Raw genomic sequence first — 16869 nt, 5'->3', positions numbered from 1 at the left:
TTTTACAGGTTGAAAATATGTCTAACTTAAACACAGCAAATCGCAGTGACTTGCGAACCTTGTTTACCTTTTTCGTTCCTTCACTTATAGGTGTCTTTTTGTTTATGACGCCGGTACCCATAGGTGAAGCAATGACTATTCCGATTGCTGTTATGGCAAAAGCAGTGCAAGAGTGGATTGCCCCATTTGCATTGGGTTTAATCACCAGTATCGTTTGTATCACCGGTGTTTTATCTTTGATAATAAAGCTGTTTAAACCACAGCCATTACTTAAGTTTTTTATCATTAAACACTTATTTGATGTTAGTTGGCTGTGGCTGAGTGTTCGGTTACTGGGCATGATATTTATTATTCTGACTTACACGAAGCAAGGTCCTGAAATGATTATTTCAGGGAATACTGGTGCGTTAGTATTAAACGACTTGCTGCCCGTATTGTTTTCTGTGTTTGTTCTAGCGGGGTTATTATTACCGTTATTATTAAATTTCGGTCTCCTAGAGCTAGTGGGTACGTTATTAACTAAGGTTATGCGCCCACTTTTTGGTGTTCCTGGTCGAAGTGCAGTTAACTGTGTGGCATCTTGGTTAGGTGATGGTAGTGTAGGTATTTTGATGACCGCTCGTCAGTATGAAGATAAACATTATACACAACGTGAAGCTGCCATTATTGGTACCACTTTCTCAGCTGTATCAATTACCTTTTGTTTAGTAGTTATTGGTCAAGTAAAGCTTGAACACCTATTTGCACCGTTTTATTTAACGGTGTGTTTAGCGGGTTTAGCAGCTGCGCTAATTGTGCCTCGCTTACCACCGCTACGCTTTAAAAAAGACCTCTATGTAGATGGAACTGAGCCTGATAAAGACGCAGAATCAGTACCTGAAGGTAAAACATTGGTTTCTCACTCACTTGATGTGGCACTTGCTAAAGCACGCACTGCACCGGGTTTTGCTGGTACAGTGAAAGAAGGCTTACATAACGCATTTGATATGGTATTTGCTGTATTACCTGTGGTTATGGCTGTGGGCACATTTGCTTTGATTATTGCTGAATATACGCCAATTTTTGAATATATGGGCAAACCTTTTGTTCCATTCTTAGAGCTATTACAAGTACCAGAAGCTGAAGCTGCTGCACAAACAATTATGGTTGGCTTTGCTGATATGTTTATTCCGTCGATTCTTGCGGCTGGTAGTATCGAAAGTGATGTCACACGCTTTATCATTGCTGCAATGAGTGTGACGCAATTGATTTATATGTCGGAAGTAGGTGCACTGCTTTTAGGTAGCAAAATCCCGGTTAATATTATCGAATTGTTCTTCATATTTATTTTAAGAACCTTAGTAACATTACCGGTGATTGTCTTAATGGCACATTGGTTAGTATAAGCTTAGCTAAAACCTTAAATAGAAAAGCCCTGATTATTCATCAGGGCTTTTTTTATCTTCATTATCATCGCTTTTAGGCACTTTGAAGTCCATTTTTGCTGCATGTTTTAGCAACATAAGGTTACCAACTACCACACCAAATACGGCAACAACAATGGCTATAATTTGCCAAGTTTCCATCTTTAAATCCTGCCGATATACACAGCGATATAGTAGCACTTAAAATCGTTTTGCATAAGACAGTGAAATAAAATCAAGGCCAGGGTTAGGGCTTTTGAAGCCTGCATTTGAGTAATGTAAATATCTAACTGCTAAGGTTGAGTCGTCACCTAGGTCTGCAACTAAACCCAATCTATCTTCGAACTGATAGTGAGTACTAACGTTTTTGCCTGCAAAATGGGTGTCATCTAACAATGAAACACCAATCCCAAACTCCACATAAACAGGCATGTTTTTCAGATTAAATACAGGGTATTGGATCACCGGAGACATAGCTAACACGATATTAGTTTGATGTTTGTTGTCTTTGCCATACTGCCAAATATTAAAACTAGACTCGAAGTACAAACGGGCGTGTTGAAAAGGCAGCTTTTCATTGGGTATATGGTACTGGTAGGCCAGCTTTAAGCCTTTCACATCACCTTCACCTTGGATGTAATCAACCGCATAGCCATGGTTTGAAGCGGCATAAGTCGGTGTTGCTAGTAGGGCGGCTACACTTAACATAAGTGCTTTTAGTGGGTGCTTTAGTTTCATCTCGGTACTTCTCATTATGACTGTGAGCAAGTAGATAAGGGTGAGGGTAGGGGCTTTTCAATGTGCGTAAAAACACAGAAGCTGTGCACATTCTCATATCTTTTAGCAATTGACTGAAAACTATGGGAAAAATCGATTGGTGCTTAATTGGCATTAAAACGGTGTCGGATTGTTTCTTTTTTTATGGATTTAATATCGGTATATTAGCGAAAATTTTCGTTGAGAGGTGAATACGATGACCAAACTAGTTAACTCATTTTTGCTTATAGCTGCGCTTTTTACTGCAACTGCTTTTGCCAGTGAAGACCGCTCGCCTAAGCAACTATTAGAATCAGTCACAGCAGATTTATTTGTTGATATCGCAAATGTAAATGCGAAGGGTGATGCAAGTTCAGAAGCAATGGCAAGCATTGTAGAAAAACGCTTATTGCCGCACATGGATATTAAGTTTGTATCGTATAAGCTTTTAGGTAAGCACATTAAAGGCCTACGCCGTGACCAAGCCGTTGATTTTATTGCTGCGGTTGAGCATTACTTAACAGTAACTTATGCCGGCGCACTAATGAAATACACAGGCCAAAAAGTTATTTTTGATCAATCACAACTCATCGACGGTGGTTATGCAACAGTTAAAACGCAAATTGTTGATGACAATGCGCCAGCCATCGATTTGCACTTTAAATTACGCCAAGGCAAAGATAAGCAGTGGAAAGTATACGATATCGTTGCTGAAGGCATTTCACTGTTAAGCGCGAAGCAAAAAGAAGTATTGCAACGCATCAGTCAAGTGGGTATCGACGAAGTCACAAGCGAATTAGCAAGTAAGTAAGTTAGCTTAAAGCTCGATTACCTTCACCTCATCGAGCATTTTAGCTACTTTCAGTCTCCAACCAAGCAGTGAGCACCGTTCATGTGCCGCTGCTTTTCTATTTTCTTTAAAAATCACCTACTTTGCGCTAGCACCTGTAACCCTCTGTGGTAGAATCATGCTACTTTTCTTGTTTACCAAAGTATCTGTTCAGATACTGTGTTATTGGTTGCAATATTAAGCAAACTGTCAGTTAAATTTTGCTATAACTGAGTGCTTAATAAGACATCGAATAATGTGCAGCGGAGTTGTGTTTTTTTAATGGAAAATGTACTGATTTGGCCAAAGGAATACCCGTTACTGATCAAAGGATTAGCTGAGCAAAACGGGGCCTATATTTTAGATGCTTTAGAAGCTTGGCCGGCATGTCGTTCTACTAATGAAGATGACGGTGTGTGTACGACGGTTCTTCCGCCTATTTACTACCTCACTTGGTTGACTCCTCTTGAACCGTTTGAAGAGTGTTATTTCCAACACATTTCTGAGTTTGATGAAGCTGCGTTGCATTATGTTAATGCTATGAAATCGCACTTTTTAGAAAACGATTACACCCCTGAGAGTCTTGTGTTAATGCTGTGCCAGCGCTTAGAGAAATACGCCAGCGCATTTGCACAGTCGGCAGTTAAAACACCTATTACACTCATTCACCAGTTATTTAATCGTCGCTATTTCACTGTGATAGAGCATGTACTTAATCAAGGTGCGAAAATGTCTGCGGACGATGTGCTGGAGCTCTGGACTGAAGTTGACTTTAGAGAACGCTTTAGTGGTTTTATTCCAGAGTCTGTTGCAGATCTTGAACCTTTAACTGTGCTAGCAGCAGAAAAGGTAGCCCATGGCGAAGATTATTTCACGTTGCTTAAGCTTGTGTCACCTGACGTTGATTCTGCATCGTTACTTGAACAAGCTTTACTTGCTCACTTAAGCCATGAAAATGCTAAACAAACAATGGCAAAGCGGTTTATTGAGCAAGGTGCAACCGGTGCATTAGCTGACGCAAACGGTAAAACAGCCTTTATGTGGGCTACCGAAAAAGGCTATGTGAATGTTGTTGAGACTTTGCTTGAGTATCAAGATAAAAAATCCCAAGACAACAAAGGCAATACGGCATTACATTATGCAGTTTTAGCCGAGAATGGACCGTTACTTGTGCTGCTTCTAAAAGCAGGTTATGACTTTAGAGTTCGTAACAATGATGGTTTAAGTTGCTACCGATTAGCAGTAAGCATCAAAGCGGATAGCTTAGTGAAGTGCCTTGAGCATGACTTTGGCATCAAAGAGCTTTCACCTGAAGGGCAGTTTGATCGCATTAAAAAGGTACATTTATTACATGCGATTGTAACTTTGTTACTTCCTGTGCAGCTGTTCTTCTTTTTTGATGACAGTATTTCGATTAAAAGTGAGCTAACACTTAGCTTTACGCTAATTTCAATTTTATGTTTTTTCTTTGCGACAAGCTTGAAACGATGTGCGCTTTACCCACATATACGCCATCCTTGGGGACTTTTTATTTTAAGATTGTTTTCGTTGTTTAGCTTAATTGGCCAAGTGGGTCTAGCAAGTATTGTCGCGCTAGCCACCTTAGCTGAGTTGGTGTGAAGACATAAAAACTATATAAAGTGACATAAAAAACGGCAACCTAGGTTGCCGTTTTTTGTTTCATTTTTCTAAATAAAAGTGTTTATTTGTCGTGCTCATGTGCCGCTTTTTCTTCAGCCAGCTCTTCTTTTAATTTACGTATCTTAAGGCCAAGTTCTTGTCCGCGATGGCGTGCATAATAGGTGCAGCCAATGAACATTAGGCTCGCAAAGGTTAATTCAAGTAATACCCAAATCAGCTGTTCTTGCGCGACCCAAAGTAATGTAAAACCATGGATGAAATAGAACATGACAATAAAGTTCGCCCATGCATAGGTATAAGGCTTATCTTGAATGATACCTTTTAGCGGTAGCAGCAGAGGCAGGATATATACAACAAAGATAAAGGCATTACTATGGCCTTCTCTTGGGGCAATTAAAAACAACCAAACTGGCATTAAAACTAATAAGCCGATATAACCAATCAGTGCGAAACGTTGGAATCGTTTTGTAATTGGTTTTTTGGCAACAGGCTGATTTAACTCAGGTTCCAAGCTCATTGTAATTTACTCGCAATTAGTGTCAGGCGCTTACCAACGCTTTGACATATTTTAATTTCGTCTTTACTTAACACATTACTGTTATTGCTACCGGCTACATGAGTCGCACCATATGGCGTACCGCCAGTTTCAGTCGCTAGTAATTCAGGTACTTCATAAGGCACACCTAGCAACATCATACCGTGATGTAATAGTGGCAGTGATAGATTTAACAAGGTTGCTTCATTACCACCGTGCATGCTGCTTGATGACGAAAAAACGCAAGCGGGTTTATCTATCAGCTGACCTTTAAGCCATAGATCACTGGTGGTTTCCCAAAAGCTCTTTGCTTGCGAGGCCATCATGCCAAATCGAGTAGGAGTGCCAAAGGCTAAGCCATCACAATTAATAAGATCATCTTTGCTGATCACAATATCGTGTGACTGACGCTTAACAAAAGTGCGCAACAAGGCTGTTGCACCTTGTTGCTCAATCGACTCGGCTATCTCATGAGCCATAGCTTCTACAGAGCCATGACTTGAGTGGTATAGCACAACAATGTTTATAGCCATTAAAGCACGCTTAATACGTTTTCTGGTGGACGACCTAGAGCAGCTTTGCCTTTATTTTCAACAATTGGGCGCTCGATTAGTTTTGGATTTGCAGCCATCGCAGCAATTAACTTATCTTCATTTTGTTCGTTTTTAAGCTCAAGCTCTTTGTAGATGTCTTCTTTAGTACGCATTAATTCACGCGCTGAAGTAAAACCTAGCTGACTAATTAAAGTCGCAATTTGTTGCTCATTAAGCGGTGTTTTTAGGTATTCAACAACACTTGGTTGAATATTATTGCTTTCTAATAGGGCAAGAGTTTCACGCGATTTTGAACAACGTGGATTATGATAAATAGTCACAGACATGGTGTGTTCTCACATTTAATATTTTGGCTTATTTTAGGGCAAGCGCCGCGAGACTTAAAGTCTCGCAAGCTCTTTTTGTAATTGACGGTATTGTGTAAGTAGGGCTTTTAAACGTTGTTGTTTTACTAATTCTTCAGGCTCAACAAAGTTTAGTGCTTTTTGAATTTCATCGGCTGCTTTTAAATAAGCGCCATATTGAGCGAGCACATCGGCATGAGCTTCATGGTAGGAAGCCATATTTTCTTGCTTTTTATAGACATCAGCAATGAGCTCTTTGGCTAGATTGTTCTCAGGTTTTGCTAACAAGTAAGATTTTAGAATACGCTCCGCAAGGTCAAATTGTTTTGCTTCAATAGCGGCATTTGCATAGTTTAAGGCAATCACCTGATTGTTAGGTCTATCGATATCTAACTTAGCTAAAAATTCTACAGCCTCGTTAGCTTTACCTTGAGCAATCAGTAAGTCTGTATGGGTATCGATATAAAATAAGTTTTTTGGATCTTGCTCAAGCAATGGATTCAATACGTTGGCCGCTTCATCAAGCTTTTTCTGATCCAACAGGCTAATACCTAAACCGTATTTGAGAGCTGTGTCGTTGTGAACAGTATTTGCACGCATTAATTTACGAAACAAATCTTCCGCTGCTTTTGACTTTTGCTGATAACGAGCAATCACTCGGCTTTTAGCCAAATTGAATTCTAGGCTGTCAGCATAGTGTCTTTTTGGGTATTGCTCGGCACGTAAGCGTACATCAGATACACGACTTTCTGGTAATGGGTGAGTCAGTAAAAATGCTGGCGGCTTATACTTATAACGAATTTGTGCAGCAAGCTTAGTTAAAAACTCACTTGATTGGCGGGGGTCAAATCCTGCGTTATTAAGGGTTTGCATACCAATACGGTCAGCTTCTTGCTCAGCAGCACGGCTATGCGTTAATTGACTAAATGCCGCTTGTGTTTGGTTCGCTGAAATAATCGCAATACCGGCATCAGGTGCAACAACTGTAGCCAAAATACCAGCAATCATGCCTGCGATAGTTAATGCGCTGTTGTCTTGTTGCTGTTGAATACGGCGCGCTAAGTGGCGTTGTGTGACGTGAGCTATCTCGTGTCCAAGTACTGAGGCAAATTGGCTTTCGTTATCGGCTTGTGCGATGAGGCCTGTATGCACACCTACATGGCCGCCATAGAATGCAAATGCATTGATTTCTGAATTGTTTAGCCAGAAAAATGAAAATGGAAAACGTACATCGTTAGCGTTTGCGACCAAACGTCTGCCCAGAGTAGTGAGGTATTCATCGAGAACGGGGTCATTCACAACAGGCGATGAACCACGAATTTGCATCATCATCACTTCACCGATTGCTTGCTCTTTTTCAATCGGCAACGCTTGCAAAGCCGAGGTCCCTAAATCGGGCAGCTTAAAGTTAGTTTGTGCCTTCAACGGCTCACTATGCAGTATCGAGAATGTCAGTAATGCACTGCATAGTGTAATAAAGGCTAATTTTAGTCGCATCTTATTCCTTGTTGATTTGCTCACCTAACATGACTTTTGCTATGTCTATTTCGTCGCTGCATGCTCGGCTGTCTTTTTCGCACAATTGATAGAAATCTTTTATTGTGACTCCATCTAGCTTAACAACGTTCAATTCTCGTTGTAAAAAAGTTATGATTTTATGAGCTACTTTATGGGCATGAAGAATTAATGCTTTGTCTGCTTTATCGCCTCTTTCAAAGTAAAAACCAATGAACTTATGGAGCTGATTAAAGCGAATAAGGTTTTTCATGCTGTGCGGATCCCACACCTTAAACTCCATAAAGCGGTTGTCTTTAATAAATTGATCTACAGTAACATCTTTTGCATAAGGGTAAGCCCATAATTCAAAGCCTCGATCTGTAAAGCTTTGATGTAATGCGATTCGTGGTTTTTGCTCGCAAACAATTTCGCCCATTTCGGTTACATGGCCTCCTAATAAATCAAGGTTCCAGTTACGTGGGTCAATTAATCGCTTAACAGCATTATCAAAACCGTGGTCTAAAATCCCTTCTGATTCGCTGACTGATGATGCCACCATATGATAAAAAGGCGGCAGCTCGCCCCAGTTAATTTGTTTTTTATACCAATTTATCTCTTTAAGAGTTGGATTCGCAGGTAATTGCGCTTTATTATGCGAGCCAGGCATCATGTTTCCTTTACTACCAGTTATTGATTAAGGATAAACTATTGTTTTGCGTGTTTTAAGCAAAAAATGAGTTGTTTCTCATTATAAAGACTTATTTCCGCAAGATGCTGACATCTTATACTTATTATTCATATTAATAACGCAGTTGATTCGCTATGTTAACGGTTGATTTAAGGGACTATAAGTGCCCCCAACAATTTATTCAGTTTAAATTAGGGTTGAATAAGGCAATATCAGTTAAACAACCCGTGACTTTTACATTTAATGCTGCAGAGGCAACGGACGATATGCAGCGATTTTTAGAAAAACATCATTACCATTTTAAAATTGACCTAGAATTAGGTGTGCTAACTGTGGAGCCCATTCGTGTTTGAGTATGTAAAAGCCTGGTACGAAAATAAATTTTCAGATCCCCATTCAGTAACCTTGTTGTTACTGCTTATTGCAACCTTTGCATTTTTCTACTTTTTTGGCTCGCTAATCGTGCCTGTTTTAGTTGCCTTGGTGATTGCCTATTTACTAGATTGGCCCGTTGCTCATTTAGAAAAGCTGGGTTTAAAGCGCTTTACTGCAACGATTCTTGTTATGTTGGTATTTAGTGGCTTGATGATCATGATTATTGTTGGCATGGGGCCTGTGCTTTGGCAGCAAACCAGTAATCTAGTTCAAGAAACCCCATATATGATTGAGAAAGGTAAAGCACTGCTTTTACACCTTCCTGAAGATTACCCAAGTTTGATTACTGAAGATCAGGTTAAATCAATTGTTACCAGTGTTGAAACTAAAGCCATTGAGTTTGGTCAGTTGGTGTTATCCGTATCGTTAACCTCTATTAAAGATGTAGCAGCTTGGCTGATTTATCTGATTTTAGTGCCGCTCTTAGTGTTCTTTATGCTTAAAGATAAATTAGAGCTGACGCAAAGTGCTGAGCGATTATTGCCAAAGCAGCGCCGTTTGATCATTCAAGTGTGGCAAGAAATGAATCAGCAAATCATGAATTATATCCGCGGGAAGGTATTCGAGATTTTAATTGTGGGCACTGCATCCTTCATCTCCTTTGCAGTTCTTGATCTTCGTTATGCAGCCTTATTAAGTGTGTTGGTTGGCTTATCAGTTCTGATTCCATTTGTAGGGGCAGCATTGGTGACTATTCCTGTGGCAGCGGTGGCGTTATTCCAATTTGGCTTAGAAACACAATTTTGGACCATTCTAATTATCTATGGCGTGATCCAAGCACTTGATGGCAACGTTTTAGTGCCATTGCTGTTCTCTGAAGCTGTCGATTTAAACCCTGTGTTTATCATAGTGGCTGTGCTGTTTTTTGGTGGCTTATGGGGGTTTTGGGGCGTATTTTTCGCGATACCACTTGCGTCATTGGTTAAAGCACTTATTAATGCATGGTCTTCAAAACAGGTTGAACTAATCGAAAATTAGCTTAGTCTTAAAAAGTATAGAAAACGCACTTTACTGACTAATTGATTATTATAATTTAGCCGTGAAAAATGTAAAATAGGTTATAAGATATATCTTTTAGTAATATGGTGCGTTTTACATGGCAAATTTTTACCTTCCTGACGATGCTAATCAGCAAATTTATTTAGATGCGAATGCAACGACTCCTGTACTTCCTGAAATTGCCGATGTGGTTTCGCATACGATGCGAGTATGTTTTGGTAACCCATCAAGCTCTCATATTACTGGTATTCAAGCAAAGCACTTATTAGAGCAAACGCGTAACAAAGCGCGTGAAGTAATTGGCGCAACCGACGGCGATATTTTATTTACCTCTGGTGCAACCGAAGGTATTCAAACGGCGGTTGTTTCAACGCTTATTGCTGCGAAAAATCACCCAATTGAGAACCCGGTATTACTTTATGGGGCAACAGAACATAAAGCAGTGCCAAATACCCTAAAACATTGGAACAGCGTGCTTGATATTAATGCACAGGTGTTAGCTATTCCCGTTGATAAAAACGGTATTTTAGATCACGAATTTATTCGCAAACATGCAGCTAATGCGCTGATGATTTGTACTATGGCGGTCAATAACGAAACCGGTGTATTCCAAGACTTAATCGCTATTGAGCAAGTTATTCGTAGTGAAAACACCCATGTTGCTTGGATGGTAGACTGCGTACAAGCCTTAGGCAAAACCAACTTAGCGCTAAGCCAAACAACCATTGATTACGCCCCATTCTCAGGCCATAAATTGTATGCCCCTAAAGGAATTGGCGTACTTTATATTCGTGAAGGCAGTGCATATACACCGTTTATTGCTGGTGGCGGCCAAGAAAGCGGTATGCGATCAGGCACCGAAAACTTACCAGGTATTGCCGGTTTAAATAAGCTGTTCTCGTTATTACTTGATAAACAAAACCAAACATTCAAACCAATTGAGCAGCTACATGCTTATCGTGAGCAATTATTAGGAGCACTAACAGACACCTTTGGCAGCATCACGTTTAACCACAGTTTTGAGCATTCAGTGCCAACAACGTTGAACTTTGCAGTTAATGAATTAACGAGTAAAGAAGTGATGGATTTATTTGATGCTGCGGGTATCCGTGTGAGTGGCGGTTCTGCATGTAGCTCAGGCGCAAATCGTAGTTTTGTACTTGATGCGATGGGGGCCAGTGATTGGCAAAGTGAAAACGCGATACGTATGTCGTTTGGCCCAGCTGTAAATCAACAAGAAATTGACTTTGCTTGCGATAAAATTCGTTCTTTAAAACCGATTCTAGAAGCAAACTGCCTTGTTGTGTCTGATAGTACATCACCTCAACACGAAGTCTGTGCGATTGGCTTAACACAACTTCGCCATCAAGCTGCGTGCTGCTGGCTTTATGTTGATAGCGATAAAAACGCAGTGGTGATTGATCCTATCATCGAGCTTATTCCACGTATGGCGAAAATTGTTGCGACACAAGGTCTAACAGTAAAAGCGATTTTAGATACCCATAACCACCAAGAGCGTTTATCGGCTCGTTGTTTGTTAACCAAAGAGCTAGCAGAGCGTTATGTTGCTAGCGAGATAGATGAACTTGGTTGGCCTAAAGAGTCACAGGCTATCGAATTAACTGGTGTACGCTTAACTAAATTAGCGACACCGGGACATAGTAAAGATAGTGCCAGCTACTTATTAACAGATACTCAAAGTGGTAATGTGAGCTATTGCTTCTGTGGCGATTTAATCTTACCGGGTGGTTTAGGTAATACGGCTATTAGTGGCGGCGATGCTGCGCAAATGGCACAGTCATTAAAGCAGCTTGCTATAGCAATACAAGATTCAACGGTGATTTGTTCGGGTCATGATTATCAACAATGTTTTGCTATGGATTGGCATGCGCAAAAAGAGACCACGCCGCTATTAGCACAGTTATTGAATGACCAAATATCAGATACGCAGTTTATTGAGTTAAAACATCAAGCTGATGAACAAAAGCATACTGCAAGTCATTCTTTATGTGGTTATGTTGAAACCCTTGAAAGCGCACCTATGAAACAGCTCACTGCAGCGGATGCTAAAGCGATGCTTGACTCTCAAGCTACTTATATAATTGATACTCGTGAGCCTTATGAACATGGCGCGAATAACCTTTCAGAGTTATTTTCCGTTGCTAATAGTAAAGTGATCAACATTCCATTGAGCCGTATGGCAAATGCCATCGTCGAAGAGCAATTAGATAAAACGCATACTTATATCTTGGTTTGTCGAAGCGGTAACCGCTCAAAGCAAGCAGCAAATAACCTGTCACAACTTGGTTTTGAAAAGGTATATAACTTAGATGGTGGTTTAGCGTTGTTGTAAAAGGTAATTTAAGTCGTTCATTAAAAAAGCCGCTATTGAGCGGCTTTTTTGTAAGCTGTTTAAGTTAGGCTGTTATGGGGCCTGAACTTTCACGTACCACTAATGATGGGGTAAAGGTCGTGATAATGTCTTTATCTTGATTCCGTGCACCACGGGTTTTTCTGAACAACAGGCGTGCTGCATGCTGTGAAATTACATCATTTGCTTGATGGGCTGTGGTAAGCTTTGGCCAAGTTTGACGCGAGAATGGAGAATCTTCGAACCCAGTAATTGATAACTGCTGTGGAATTTCAATACCCATTAAGCGTGAGGCGAATAACGCGCCAGCTGCCATTTCATCGTTTCCGCCAAGTAGGGCAGTGATGCTTTTCGGGTTACTCTCACCAAGCAATGCTTTTGCACCTTCAACACCTGATTCAAAAGAGTACTGGCCTTCGTAGATTAGCTCATCCTTCAATGAGATGCTGTGATCTTTTAATGCAGCCTGATAACCCGCTAAACGTTCAGTCGTAGATTTATGTTCTTTATCGCCGCATAAAAAACCAATGTTTTTATGACCAAGCGAGAGTAAGTGAGAAGTAATTTCGTATGCAGCCGCGTAGTCATTTACATAAATACAGGTGTCTTGGTCTTCCTCTGTAGGGCGACCGGAGAGTACACGCACATAATGAATGCCCATTTCATCAAGCATATCGATGATACTGCTTTGTTCTGATAGGGGTGGTGTTAACACTAAACCAGCCAAACGAGAGCGCTTTATCATGGTTTTGAAGTCTTCTTCCATGTTGCCATCGAGGTAGTTACAAGGGTGAATGACTAGTTCATAGCCTTCTTCTTTACAACGCGACAATACGCCATTTTGCATGTCGATGACATAATAAGCATTCGGGTTGTCATAAACTAAACCAACAGTAAAAGACGATGTGCCTGCTAGGTTACGAGCTGCAAGGTTTGGTTGATAGTTCAACGTGTTAACAGCGTCCATCACTATGTCGTAAGTTTTTTTTCTGACCGATGGCTCTTTATTGATCACTCGCGAGACTGTTTTCATTGAAACACCAGCGAGCTTGGCTACATCATTTATGGTTACTTTCATACTGTTACTTTATAGTTAGTTATATTTGTATTATAATAATATTGAAAAGTGTTCGCTAGAGCGCTTTTTCTTAATAGGTACATTAATATTTAATATAAGTTAGTTAGTGTATCTAATGTTCTACTAAATTAGCAGTAAAATAATTGAGATAATTTTTATGATACCGGTGTCAAAAGAGAAAAATTGCGCTATTATCTCGACTATAAAATGTAAAAGTAGAGCATTGACAGCGTTGTCATTTTGACTTAGTGTTAATTTTCATCTTATTTTTTATTGCTGTCTTTATTCAACATTAATAAAAAGATATTTAAAAATCAGTTTGTTGCAAGTTTTTAGGGGATTATATATATGAGCAGCCGTTCGCAATTAGCTAGTTGGCAAGCACTATCTGAAAGTGCCAAAAAGATGAAACAAATTCATCTTAAAGATTTATTTGCCAAAGATAGCACGCGTTTCGAGCAATTCTCTGCTCAGATCCCAGGTGTATTATTCGATTACTCGAAACAACAAATTAATAAAACTGTTTTTGAACAATTAATTGCTTTAGCGAAAGAGTGTGACATTAGCGCATGGCGAGACAAAATGTTCAGTGGTGAGAAAATTAACATTACTGAAGACCGTGCTGTACTTCATACTGCTTTACGTAACCGCGCTAACACTGCTGTAATGGTTGATGGCGAAAATGTAACGGACGCTGTTAACGCAGAGCTTGCTAAAATGAAAGCGTTTGTTAGCAAAGTGCGCAGTGGTGAGTGGTTAGGCTACACAGGTAAAGCTGTGAAAGATGTTGTTGCAATTGGTGTGGGTGGTTCAAACCTAGGTCCGCAAATGGCAACAGAAGCGCTTGCTGCTTATGCTGATGACACATTAAATGTTCACTATGTATCTAATGTTGATGGTGTTCAGATTGCATCTGTTTTACAAGGTTTAGACGTTGAAACAACATTATTTGTTATCTCATCTAAAACGTTTACGACCTCAGAAACTATGACTAACGCTAAATCGGCTGTTGAGTGGTTTCTACAAACAGCCCAAGCTCAAGAGCATATTGCTAAGCACTTTGTTGCTGTAAGCACCAATTTAGAAAAAACAGCGGCCTTTGGTATCGCTGATGAAAACGTATTCACAATGTGGGATTGGGTAGGCGGTCGCTTTTCTTTATGGAGTGCGATAGGATTACCAATCGCCTTGTACCTAGGCTTCGACGCGTTCGAAGAGATCCTAGAAGGTGCGTTTGAAATTGATGAGCATTTTAAAAATGCTGAATTTGAAAATAACGTACCATTGTTAATGGCGCTTTTAAGTGTATGGAACACTAGCTTTTTAGGTTATACCGCACAAGCAATTTTACCGTATGACCAAGCATTACACATGTTACCTGCGTATTTACAGCAAGGTGAAATGGAAAGTAACGGTAAGCATGTTACTTTTGCTGGTGAAACTGTTCCTTATACGACGGTTCCTATTATTTGGGGTATGACAGGTATCAATGGCCAACACGCATTTTACCAATGTCTGCACCAAGGTAATGTAATTGTGCCTGCTGACTTTATTGCTTCAATTGAGCCGCAAGTAAATGTTGGTAAGCACCATGATATTTTATTATCAAACTTCTTTGCACAAACCGAAGCGATGATGGCCGGTGTTGATGCAGAGCAAGTCACTGCTGATTTGACCGCAAAAGGTAAATCTGAAGCAGAAATTGCAGAATTATTGAATCACAAGATTCACCAAGGCAATCGCCCAACAACGTCAATGTTATTAGATAAAGTTGATGCGAAAACGGTAGGACGTTTAATTGCGCTTTATGAGCACAAAATTTTCTGCCAAGGCATTATTTTAGAAATCTGTTCATTTGACCAATGGGGTGTAGAGCTAGGTAAAGGACTTGCCTCGAAAATTGAAGCTGAACTATTTGATGACTCAATTAGTCATCCACACGATAGCTCAACCAACGGACTGATCGCTTACTATAAGACACATCGTAAGCAGTAACAGATTCGCAGCAGCTGCTGCAAACAGAATACCTTTGAACGGGTAGCGCTGGAGTTCTTAGGGCCTGTATTTTTGTGAGAGGATTTACAGAGCCCCTAAGACTCATTTACTTCAGCCAACATAAGAATAATGAGTGAGCTACTTACAAACAAATTCAACAGGCTTTGTTAAAGGGATCATCTAACACAGCCAATCAACCAGATAACAACACGCACTGCCATACTGAATGAGTCGATTAACATGGCATTGCCAATGTAGAGAGTGATATATGTTAAATCCATTTGATATCGTAATTTTTGGGGGTGGCGGTGATCTTGCGCTACGCAAGTTACTTCCTGCAATGTATCGCGCTTATCAAGAGGGCAACCTTCCTCAAGGTTCTCGTATCCTGCCTACGGTACGCGAAGAAAGCAAACGTAAAGAATATATCGAAACAGCGCACAAAGCCTTACAGGACTTTTTAGGTAAAGGTGAATACAACGCAAAAGATTGGAAAGCTTTTTCTGCTTACCTTGTGCCAGTTGTATCAAATGTGACTGAAGCAGATGATGACTGGGATAAACTAAGAGATATCCTTAATGAACACGACGCTGATAAGTCTCGTGTTTTTTACCTTTCATTACCGCCTGCAGTATACGGTAGCTGCTGTGAAATCTTATCTAAGAAAGGCCTGATCACAGAAACATCACGTGTTGTTGTTGAAAAACCAATTGGTTACTGTGGTGAATCAGCTGAAGCCATTAATGCGAAAATTGCAGAGTACTTTAGTGAAGAACAAATTTTCCGCATTGACCACTATTTAGGTAAAGAAACTGTACAAAACCTAATGGCATTGCGTTTTTCAAACTCACTGTTTGAAAACCTGTGGGATGCTAAATCAATCGATAACATCCAAATCAGCCTATCGGAAACTGTTGGTTTAGAAAGCCGCGCTGGTTTCTACGATAAAGCGGGTGCATTACGTGATATGGTACAAAACCACTTGCTACAATTACTTTGCCTAGTAGCGATGGAATCACCAAACAAATTAAATGCTAACAGTATCCGCACTGAAAAACTGAAAGTACTTGAGTCGTTACGTCCGTTAGTGGCTGAAGATGTGGATGCGAACATTGTTCGTGGTCAGTATGTGCCAGGTAACTTAGACGGTAAAATCGTCCCTGGTTATTTAGAAGAGCTAAACGAAGGCGCAAGTAAAACAGAAACTTTCGTTGCTATTCGTGCGCATATCGACAACTGGCGTTGGGCTGGCGTGCCTTTCTACCTACGTACTGGTAAACGTATGAAAAAGCGTTGTGCTGAAATCGTTGTTGAATACAAAAAAGTTTCACACAATGTTTATACAGACAATGTAGGTAATATTGAGCCAAATCGTCTTGTTATTCGCCTACAACCTGAAGAAACAATTCAATTAACACTGATGTCTAAGCGCCTTGATAATCTTGAGATGCAATTAGAACCAGTGACGATGAACATTGAGTTATCACAGGCATACAGTAATGGTTTCCATTCTGATGCTTATAAGCGCTTAATGTTAGATGCAGCTGCAAATAATCCATCACTGTTTATTCACCGTGATGAAGTTCGTCAGGCATGGAAGTGGATCGACCCAATCATTGAACGTTGGCAAGAAAAAGGTGCACCATCTTTATACCGTGCAGGTACATGGGGCCCAGAAGATGCTGATGAATTGTTAGAAGAAAACAACCATGTATGGTTTAACACAGGCGATAAGGCGTAATTA

Annotated in this window: 15 protein-coding genes; 7 read left to right on the top strand and 8 right to left on the bottom strand. The window is 40.2% G+C overall.

Translation table 11 applies throughout. From position 1 onward, the window contains the following. Positions 1 to 17: 17 nt before the first annotated feature. Entirely contained in the window at positions 18 to 1385 is a 1368-nt protein-coding gene (locus EVU92_RS15095; protein ID WP_130051898.1) for a YjiH family protein, read from the top strand. 33 nt (positions 1386 to 1418) lie between these two features. On the opposite strand, the gene EVU92_RS15090 is transcribed toward EVU92_RS15095, so the two are convergent. After that, positions 1419 to 1565 (bottom strand): DUF2897 family protein, encoded by a 147-nt coding sequence (locus EVU92_RS15090; RefSeq protein ID WP_130051897.1) that lies wholly within the window; start codon positions 1563 to 1565, stop codon positions 1419 to 1421. A 39-nt stretch (positions 1566 to 1604) separates the two neighbouring features. Continuing rightward, positions 1605 to 2111: an acyloxyacyl hydrolase gene (locus tag EVU92_RS15085; RefSeq protein WP_130052309.1), complete on the bottom strand. Its 507-nt coding sequence runs from the start codon at positions 2109 to 2111 to the stop codon at positions 1605 to 1607. A gap of 265 nt (positions 2112 to 2376) precedes the next feature. Here EVU92_RS15085 and EVU92_RS15080 point away from each other — a divergent pair, with 265 nt between their 5' ends. Then, positions 2377 to 2970: an ABC transporter substrate-binding protein gene (locus EVU92_RS15080; protein WP_130051896.1), complete on the top strand. Its 594-nt coding sequence runs from the start codon at positions 2377 to 2379 to the stop codon at positions 2968 to 2970. Between the two features lie 300 nt (positions 2971 to 3270). Next, complete coding sequence (locus tag EVU92_RS15075; protein WP_130051895.1) at positions 3271 to 4608, top strand: ankyrin repeat domain-containing protein; 1338 nt, start codon at positions 3271 to 3273, stop codon at positions 4606 to 4608. A gap of 82 nt (positions 4609 to 4690) precedes the next feature. Here EVU92_RS15075 and EVU92_RS15070 read toward each other — a convergent pair whose 3' ends face one another. Genes EVU92_RS15070 through EVU92_RS15050 form a run of 5 tightly spaced genes read right to left on the bottom strand, consistent with a single transcriptional unit; the run spans position 4691 to position 8226 of the window. After that, positions 4691 to 5146 carry a DUF2069 domain-containing protein gene (locus EVU92_RS15070; RefSeq protein ID WP_130051894.1) on the bottom strand — a complete coding sequence of 152 codons (456 nt, stop codon included), beginning with the start codon at positions 5144 to 5146 and terminating at the stop codon, positions 4691 to 4693. Continuing rightward, the gene (wrbA, locus tag EVU92_RS15065; protein WP_130051893.1) at positions 5143 to 5697 is read right to left on the bottom strand and encodes an NAD(P)H:quinone oxidoreductase; all 555 of its coding nucleotides are present in this window, start codon (positions 5695 to 5697) and stop codon (positions 5143 to 5145) included. The genes EVU92_RS15070 and wrbA overlap by 4 nt, the downstream gene beginning before the upstream one ends. Next, a complete protein-coding gene (gene arsC / locus EVU92_RS15060) occupies positions 5697 to 6044 on the bottom strand; it encodes an arsenate reductase (glutaredoxin) (RefSeq protein ID WP_130051892.1) in 348 nt (115 codons plus the stop codon). The genes wrbA and arsC overlap by 1 nt, the downstream gene beginning before the upstream one ends. Before the next feature lie 54 nt (positions 6045 to 6098). Further along, complete coding sequence (locus EVU92_RS15055; protein WP_130051891.1) at positions 6099 to 7559, bottom strand: M48 family metalloprotease; 1461 nt, start codon at positions 7557 to 7559, stop codon at positions 6099 to 6101. A 1-nt stretch (position 7560) separates the two neighbouring features. Beyond that, entirely contained in the window at positions 7561 to 8226 is a 666-nt protein-coding gene (locus EVU92_RS15050) for a hypothetical protein (protein WP_130052308.1), read from the bottom strand. A 366-nt stretch (positions 8227 to 8592) separates the two neighbouring features. Between EVU92_RS15050 and EVU92_RS15040 the strand changes: the two genes are divergently transcribed. Together EVU92_RS15040 and EVU92_RS15035 are read left to right on the top strand one after the other, a co-directional pair. Next, positions 8593 to 9660 carry an AI-2E family transporter gene (locus EVU92_RS15040; protein ID WP_130051889.1) on the top strand — a complete coding sequence of 356 codons (1068 nt, stop codon included), beginning with the start codon at positions 8593 to 8595 and terminating at the stop codon, positions 9658 to 9660. 118 nt (positions 9661 to 9778) lie between these two features. Then, entirely contained in the window at positions 9779 to 12034 is a 2256-nt protein-coding gene (locus EVU92_RS15035; RefSeq protein ID WP_130051888.1) for an aminotransferase class V-fold PLP-dependent enzyme, read from the top strand. Positions 12035 to 12098: 64 nt separating this feature from the next. Here EVU92_RS15035 and EVU92_RS15030 read toward each other — a convergent pair whose 3' ends face one another. Continuing rightward, entirely contained in the window at positions 12099 to 13130 is a 1032-nt protein-coding gene (locus tag EVU92_RS15030; RefSeq protein WP_130051887.1) for a LacI family DNA-binding transcriptional regulator, read from the bottom strand. Positions 13131 to 13478: 348 nt separating this feature from the next. On the opposite strand from EVU92_RS15030, the gene pgi reads away from it, so the two are divergent. After that, positions 13479 to 15125, top strand: coding sequence for a glucose-6-phosphate isomerase (pgi, locus tag EVU92_RS15025; RefSeq protein WP_130051886.1), 1647 nt, complete (start codon positions 13479 to 13481; stop codon positions 15123 to 15125). A gap of 268 nt (positions 15126 to 15393) precedes the next feature. Beyond that, complete coding sequence (zwf, locus tag EVU92_RS15020) at positions 15394 to 16866, top strand: glucose-6-phosphate dehydrogenase (RefSeq protein WP_130051885.1); 1473 nt, start codon at positions 15394 to 15396, stop codon at positions 16864 to 16866. The last annotated feature ends 3 nt before the right edge of the window (positions 16867 to 16869 follow it).

The sequence above is a fragment of the Pseudoalteromonas sp. MEBiC 03485 genome (genome assembly GCF_004195145.1).
Taxonomy (GTDB): domain Bacteria; phylum Pseudomonadota; class Gammaproteobacteria; order Enterobacterales; family Alteromonadaceae; genus Pseudoalteromonas; species Pseudoalteromonas apostichopi.
The sequence above is the reverse complement of the archived record's forward strand: the minus strand, read 5'-3'. Positions and strand labels throughout refer to the sequence as shown.